Raw genomic sequence first — 5,660 nt, forward strand, 5'->3', positions numbered from 1 at the left:
TTCCGCGATGATGTCGCCGGATTTCCGGGAGAGGTCACTGGTTGTGTATTGGGCCATGAGGCATGCTCCATTGCTGTAATATACAGCAATGCTGTAAATGCTGCAAGCGATCGGGGGGCTCCTCAGAGTTCAGACAGCGTCCCTGCCCGCAAGAGAAAACAGAGCGAGAGAGAAATCTCGCTTTACTCGACATAGGCCTGGCACTCGATCTCGACCTTCATGCGCGGATCGACCAGCCCCTTCACCTCGACGAGCGTGGAGGCCGGCAGGTTGTCGCCGAAATACGCGATGCGGCGCGGGTTGATTTTCGGCCGCTCGGTGATGTCGGTCATGAAGACCTGCACCTTGACGACGTGCTCGGGTCCGGCGCCGGCCGCCTTCAGGCACTTGTCCATCGTGGCAATCGCGATGTCGAACTGGGCGACGACGTCGGCCGGTATGCTGCCGTCCGGCGCCGTGCCGACGACGCCGGCGACCCAGACGTGGGGGCCGGCGCGGGTGACGTGGCAATAATGGCTGACCGGCTTCGGGAGGTCGGGAACGATGATGCGCTGGATTTTGGTCATTGCGTCCTCGCGAATGGGGATGGACGCAAGGAGGCTAGCTCCGGCCGGCCCTTTCGGCCAGCGCAGCGCGGTGCGAAAGGGTTAACGCACCCTCCACCAAAAGCCGTTACCGTCACGAACTCGCCTTGAACGACGGCGAACGTGTGTTTGGCGTCGTTTCGGGAACCGTGCCGCAAAGTTGGGGAACCATGAAAGCCTTGCAGGTCGCCTGCATCGTGGGTGCCATAGCGCTCACGGGAATTTATCTGGCTGCCGGAAACAGGCCGGTCGCGACCGCACCGGGCGCGACGCCGGAAACGGCTGTAACGGCCGTGAAGGCCGCCATGCCGGAATCGGTTGTGAAGTCCGTGCTGCCTCTGCTCTCCGCCGCCGTGCCGCGGCAGGCATCCGCCGGCGCCGAATCGGCGCTGGCAGGGCCCGGCTCGGTCACCGGATCGATCTCCGGACCGTTGATGGCCCGCGCCGAAATCGCCACCAACTCTGTCCCAACGAAGTTGGCGGCGCTGAACCCCCACGATGTCGCAGCGCCGCTGCCGGCAACGCGCATTACGTCCGGCGACATCGCCAGGGACGCCGCCAGCCCGGCGCCGGCGGCGCAGGATTTCCGATATCTCATCTATTACGTCTGGTCCGAGCTGCCGCCCGCCGAGAAGCCGGCGCAGACCGTCCTGAATTCATGGAAGGACATCCCGCAGGGAACGCCGGCCGAGGAGATCAAGCGTGCTTCCGACGCCTTCGGCCTCGATTTCAACTACATGAAAGCGGTGGCCAAGATCGAGTCCGGTTTCGATCCCAACCAGCGCACCGGCTCCTATATCGGCCTGTTCCAGCTCAGCGAATACGAGTTCGGCAAGTTCGGCGCTGGCCAGATTCGCAGTCCCCGCGACAATGCCGTTGCGGCCGCCTACAAGATCATCACCGAAGGCATCCTGTTCGAGTGGATCACGCGCCGCAAGCCGGACCTGAGCGATCTCTATTTGATCCATCAGCAGGGCTGGGAAGGCGCCGCCGAGCACATCAGCCGGCCCGATCGCATCGCCTGGAAATCCATGTGCGCCACCCGCGAAGGCCGGGAGAAGGGCGAGAAGTGGTGCAAGCGCGCGATCTGGGGCAATACCCTTCCGGTCCTCAAGAAGGCGTGGAAATCGGTGGACAACGTGACATCGGAAGCGTTCGTCGGCATGTGGCGCGCGCGCGTCGCCGAATTCCGAACGAAATACATGGCCACCGCCGCCGCCGAAGGGGCGAAGCAGTAAGTTTCCGAAGCAATCGATATATCCATTCGTCATTGCGAGGAGCGACAGCGACGAAGCAATCCAGCTTCCTTGTCGCGGCGAAGCTGGATTGCTTCGCTTCGCTCGCAATGACGACCATGTCGATTTAGTCTCGCTCTACTCGACAGAGGACTGGCACTCGATCTCGACCTTCATCCATGCTGCAGCGCCGTTCGCAGGGCGCAATCCCCGTTGCCTCGCCCCGGGGCCGTCGGCTTAAATGTGCCCATGCCTGCTCCTTCCGCCGACGCGACCCCGACCGCGCCGGCTGCAGGAACATCGTTCTCTCAGGGAGTAGCGACCATGGCACGGCACCTTTTCCTCGCGCTCGCCCTCATCGGCACCGCAGGGCTGCTCAACTCACCGGCACAGGCGTTGTTGCCCATACGATGTGACGATCTGGCCGCAAGGTGCACCCTGTGTCCCAACCCCTATGGCGGGGCGTTTCCATCGAACAAATGCGTGATGGCCTGCGACCGCAAGGTGACCGCATGTCTGGTGCGCGCGCATGAAGCGGTCCGTCGATTGGGGCGATGACGAGCCTCTTCGGGCGGTTCTGCAAACCACGTTCGCCATGAAGCCGTCCGGCCAGTCCGTAACCCGTAGAGTGGGCAAAGCGACTACGTCCGCCGTAGCTCAACCAGCGAAGGCGAAAGCGTGCCCACCTTCAAGCGCAGAGAACGTGGAGGTGGGCACGGCGCTTGCGCGCCTTTGCCCACCCTACAAAGCGCGCAACAAGCCTCATCCTGAGTAGCCCGCCAAAGGCGGGCGTCTCGAAGGATGGACCGCAAAGGCACCGCCCGCCAGTTCTCTCTCGCATACGGTAGCCCTGGCTATCCCCTCACGCTTTCCCTGATTTAGCCTTCTTTTCCGATGGGAAGTTGCCGCAATCCTGGGGAAAGGTAGCGACCATATCGGCGCGTCGGGGGGCGATCATGACCAACTACCAGTTCTATCTACTGGACCGCCAGGGCCGCACAGCACGGCCGCCGCGAGTCGCGCCATTCAGGGATGATGCAGCAGCCCTGGCCGAAGCGCGGAAGTCGCTTGGCGACCAGACGATCGAGATCTGGCAGGGCGACCGCTGCGTGGCGACCTTGCTGCATATGCAGAAAGTCGCGTAGGCCGGGCATCGGCAAATCAATTGGATTTGTTTCGTGCTGTGCCGACGATCTCAAGCGCGGCGAGAACGGCCCCGTCATCAGCGCGCGAATGGCGCTGGAGCATCCGCACATTCCCTTCACGCCACAGCGCGCTTCTTCCGCTTGGCATCCGCCGCCTGCGCCGAAAGGCGGATTCCCATGGCGCCGATCACCCGCATGACGGTCGCGAACTCCGGGTTGCCGCCCGCTCCGAGCGTCTTGTAAAGACCCTCTCTGGTCACCCCGGCGGCCTTGGCGACCCCGCTCATGCCCTGTGCTCTGGCAACGAGATTGAGGGCGTCACGGATCTCGGCAGGGTCGCCGTCAGCGAGAACGATACTCAGATACTCCGCGCGAGCTTCCGGTGTGCGAAGGTGCTCGGCGGCGTCGAATTTCCTGAGTTTGCCGACTTTCATCCTAATCCTCCAGTTTCTCCGCGATCTCCGTTGCCTTCCTGGAGCATGATCCGGAAAAGTGTGAAGCGGTTTTCCGAAAGATCATGCTCAAACAACAACGTCCCGGCTCTGGGTGCGCTTGTCGCCACCGCAGAGCAGGATAACAAGCGTCTGTCTGCGACGGGTGAAGTAGACCCGGTATCCGGGACCGTGGTCGATCCGAAGCTCGGATACCGACCCGCCGACTGACTTCGCATCTCCGGTGTTGCCGGCAGCCACGCGGCTGATCCGGCGAACGATGTGAAGGACGGCGCGCTGGTCTTTGAGAGCGGCGAGCCAGCGGGTGAACTCGGGTGTTTCGCCAATTTCAATCACAGATCACATGTAATCCATGGATTACAGTTTCGTAAGCAAGCGCCGATGTCGAATTTAGTCAATGCTCCACACGTCTAACATTTCTCTATCTGAGTTCCTATTGATGCGCGTGTGGCGCGCAAGCTATTTTCACGATCGCGAGTTTAGCCAGCAATGGCTTCAAAGGCTCAGAGAGGCACCGGGGGGCCGCGGTTCTGAGGAAATTAAAACCTATTCCCCCGGTGTCGGCTGGTGCGTGGAACTCTCTGCCCTATGGGCCGCACGCATAAAGTTGGAGGAAATAGCGTGTTCGCTACTTTCGCCTTCGAAGCCGGCAAGGCGGATGGCTCGACTATTCGCTTCAAGCTCAAGCTGTCCCTAGGATGGCTCGTGCTTAGCCGAGTGTTCGGGTTCTAAGTCTGGAAAGGGCTTGTCTTCGGGCAGGCCCTTTTTCCATCTGCGCCGCTGGGTCGCGGATCTTTTGCCAAGTGCCCGCTGTTGCTTTGCGTCCTTCGGCGAGCTGTTTCCCGGACAGGCCGTGCAGTGTTGGTGGTAGTAAGAAAACCGACGCACCTTAACTTCGGAGTCAGGGATGTTGGAATTCTTTCTCGGTCTTGCAAAGTCGGTTAACTGGAAAGCGGCTAGCGGAGTGCTGTTCGGTGCAGCGATTGGCGCTCTAGTGTCGTATTTTCTCCAAAGAAATTCATTCGCTGAGGCGCGCCGACAAAAGGAGCTTGATAAGCGGGAAGAGCGCCGAACGCTAGGTCTCAACGTCCTGACAAAAATGATACGGATTGCCTCAACGCTTGAACTTCTGATGCAGTCACTTGAGCAGGCGTTCGCTCGTGCCGAGAAGGACGGAATAAAAGGGCCACCTTGGACGATAGTCATTCCATTGGCGAACTTTCCAGCAAAAGTCCATTTTGAGCCAAAAGAACTCACCGAGATCATGAAGTTAGACTTCAACCTGTTCAACGATCTCGGACCGTTCGATGACGTTCATAATACGTTACTCGATGTCTTCCAGCTTTACAGAACTGACAGGAATGCTTTGACATCTACGTTGTCAGCGGAAATGAACGGCATGCTCGGTTCTACCACGTTGACGCCAGAGGAAGTGAAACGTCTCGCGCCTAAGATGGCTGCTCTGGATACGATTATTGACGGAATGGTTCAAAGGACAACGACGGACAGCGCAGAGGCTTGGAGTATCCTCAACCGACTTCAGGACGCTCTAAATAGAGAGTTTGGACTCAAGCTTCGTCTCGAAAGGAAGCCTTTTAGCCATCAGCCGATCCCGCCGGGTTCCGCCTAGATGATAGCGCTGCTGATGATCCTGATACTTTGCGTCCTGCTATTCGGAGCGGGCGCAGTGCTGGCCGGGTTCGGATGGCTAGCGGTTATTGTCGTGACCCTGACGTTGCTCTACGCGTTGATCGTCGTAGTGGCGTCCGTTTTCGTAGGTGTACGTAACACGGCGCCCAAGTTACCGGGAGCCGCAGCCGCATTCTTTCGAGGCTATGCTAAATTTCTAGGCGCGCCGATCCTGGGACCGATTGCTTACTGGCGGTCTGTCTCCGAACGGCGAGCACGCGGCGAGTACGTTAGTGCAGTGTCGATCAGTCTTACGTTTCTGTGGACCCTTATTGTGGGTGTGTGCTTAAGTTGGTTGGCTTTCATCATGCCGTTTTTAATCGTGAGTGCGGCCTATCAAGCATCGCTTGGCTGAAATTAGCCGTGATACAGCCGCTGATTTTTCTGCGGTAGCGAATGAGATAGTTGCTTCGTGGTGTCGTTTCGAAGTATCGCTCCGGCGGAGGCCGCCTTGTGCGGTTTGGCGGTTCGTCTGAGGATTTGACCTTAAGTCTAGCCTTAAGGTCATGTGGCGAATGCAGGTGAAGGTCTTGGGCGCTGAACGTCGGCGCCGAT

Annotated in this window: 8 protein-coding genes; 5 read left to right on the forward strand and 3 right to left on the reverse strand. The window is 59.5% G+C overall.

The genetic code is table 11. The features are described 5' to 3' along the window. Positions 1-182 precede the first annotated feature (182 nt). Complete coding sequence (locus ACT4OC_RS02720; protein WP_444837469.1) at positions 183-566, reverse strand: RidA family protein; 384 nt, start codon at positions 564-566, stop codon at positions 183-185. Between the two features lie 188 nt (positions 567-754). On the opposite strand from ACT4OC_RS02720, the gene ACT4OC_RS02725 reads away from it, so the two are divergent. The 3 genes from ACT4OC_RS02725 to ACT4OC_RS02735 all read left to right on the forward strand — a co-directional run bounded on the left by ACT4OC_RS02725 (position 755) and on the right by ACT4OC_RS02735 (position 2,964). Continuing rightward, positions 755-1,822, forward strand: a complete 1,068-nt coding sequence (locus ACT4OC_RS02725) for a transglycosylase (protein WP_444837470.1) — start codon at positions 755-757, stop codon at positions 1,820-1,822. Positions 1,823-2,143: 321 nt separating this feature from the next. Further along, positions 2,144-2,377 (forward strand): hypothetical protein, encoded by a 234-nt coding sequence (locus ACT4OC_RS02730; RefSeq protein ID WP_444837471.1) that lies wholly within the window; start codon positions 2,144-2,146, stop codon positions 2,375-2,377. Between the two features lie 398 nt (positions 2,378-2,775). After that, positions 2,776-2,964 (forward strand): hypothetical protein, encoded by a 189-nt coding sequence (locus tag ACT4OC_RS02735; protein ID WP_444837472.1) that lies wholly within the window; start codon positions 2,776-2,778, stop codon positions 2,962-2,964. A gap of 116 nt (positions 2,965-3,080) precedes the next feature. Here ACT4OC_RS02735 and ACT4OC_RS02740 read toward each other — a convergent pair whose 3' ends face one another. Next, positions 3,081-3,398, reverse strand: coding sequence for an addiction module antidote protein (locus tag ACT4OC_RS02740; protein WP_444837473.1), 318 nt, complete (start codon positions 3,396-3,398; stop codon positions 3,081-3,083). Positions 3,399-3,485: 87 nt separating this feature from the next. After that, positions 3,486-3,752, reverse strand: coding sequence for a type II toxin-antitoxin system RelE/ParE family toxin (locus ACT4OC_RS02745; protein WP_444837474.1), 267 nt, complete (start codon positions 3,750-3,752; stop codon positions 3,486-3,488). Positions 3,753-4,323: 571 nt separating this feature from the next. On the opposite strand from ACT4OC_RS02745, the gene ACT4OC_RS02750 reads away from it, so the two are divergent. Both ACT4OC_RS02750 and ACT4OC_RS02755 read left to right on the forward strand, forming a co-directional pair. Next, a complete protein-coding gene (locus tag ACT4OC_RS02750; protein WP_444837475.1) occupies positions 4,324-5,046 on the forward strand; it encodes a hypothetical protein in 723 nt (240 codons plus the stop codon). Beyond that, positions 5,047-5,460, forward strand: a complete 414-nt coding sequence (locus ACT4OC_RS02755) for a hypothetical protein (protein WP_444837476.1) — start codon at positions 5,047-5,049, stop codon at positions 5,458-5,460. It abuts the gene before it with no gap. The last annotated feature ends 200 nt before the right edge of the window (positions 5,461-5,660 follow it).

This window comes from Bradyrhizobium sp. (assembly GCF_052389815.1).
Lineage (GTDB): Bacteria > Pseudomonadota > Alphaproteobacteria > Rhizobiales > Xanthobacteraceae > Bradyrhizobium.

Excerpts from the sequence above, each read along its gene's own strand:
- ACT4OC_RS02720 (WP_444837469.1), bottom strand. The coding sequence starts at position 566 with ATGACCAAAATCCAGCGCATCATCGTTCCCGACCTCCCGAAGCCGGTC.
- ACT4OC_RS02725 (WP_444837470.1), top strand. The coding sequence starts at position 755 with ATGAAAGCCTTGCAGGTCGCCTGCATCGTGGGTGCCATAGCGCTCACG.
- ACT4OC_RS02730 (WP_444837471.1), top strand. The coding sequence starts at position 2,144 with ATGGCACGGCACCTTTTCCTCGCGCTCGCCCTCATCGGCACCGCAGGG.
- ACT4OC_RS02735 (WP_444837472.1), top strand. The coding sequence starts at position 2,776 with ATGACCAACTACCAGTTCTATCTACTGGACCGCCAGGGCCGCACAGCA.
- ACT4OC_RS02740 (WP_444837473.1), bottom strand. The coding sequence starts at position 3,398 with ATGAAAGTCGGCAAACTCAGGAAATTCGACGCCGCCGAGCACCTTCGC.
- ACT4OC_RS02750 (WP_444837475.1), top strand. The coding sequence starts at position 4,324 with ATGTTGGAATTCTTTCTCGGTCTTGCAAAGTCGGTTAACTGGAAAGCG.
- ACT4OC_RS02755 (WP_444837476.1), top strand. The coding sequence starts at position 5,047 with ATGATAGCGCTGCTGATGATCCTGATACTTTGCGTCCTGCTATTCGGA.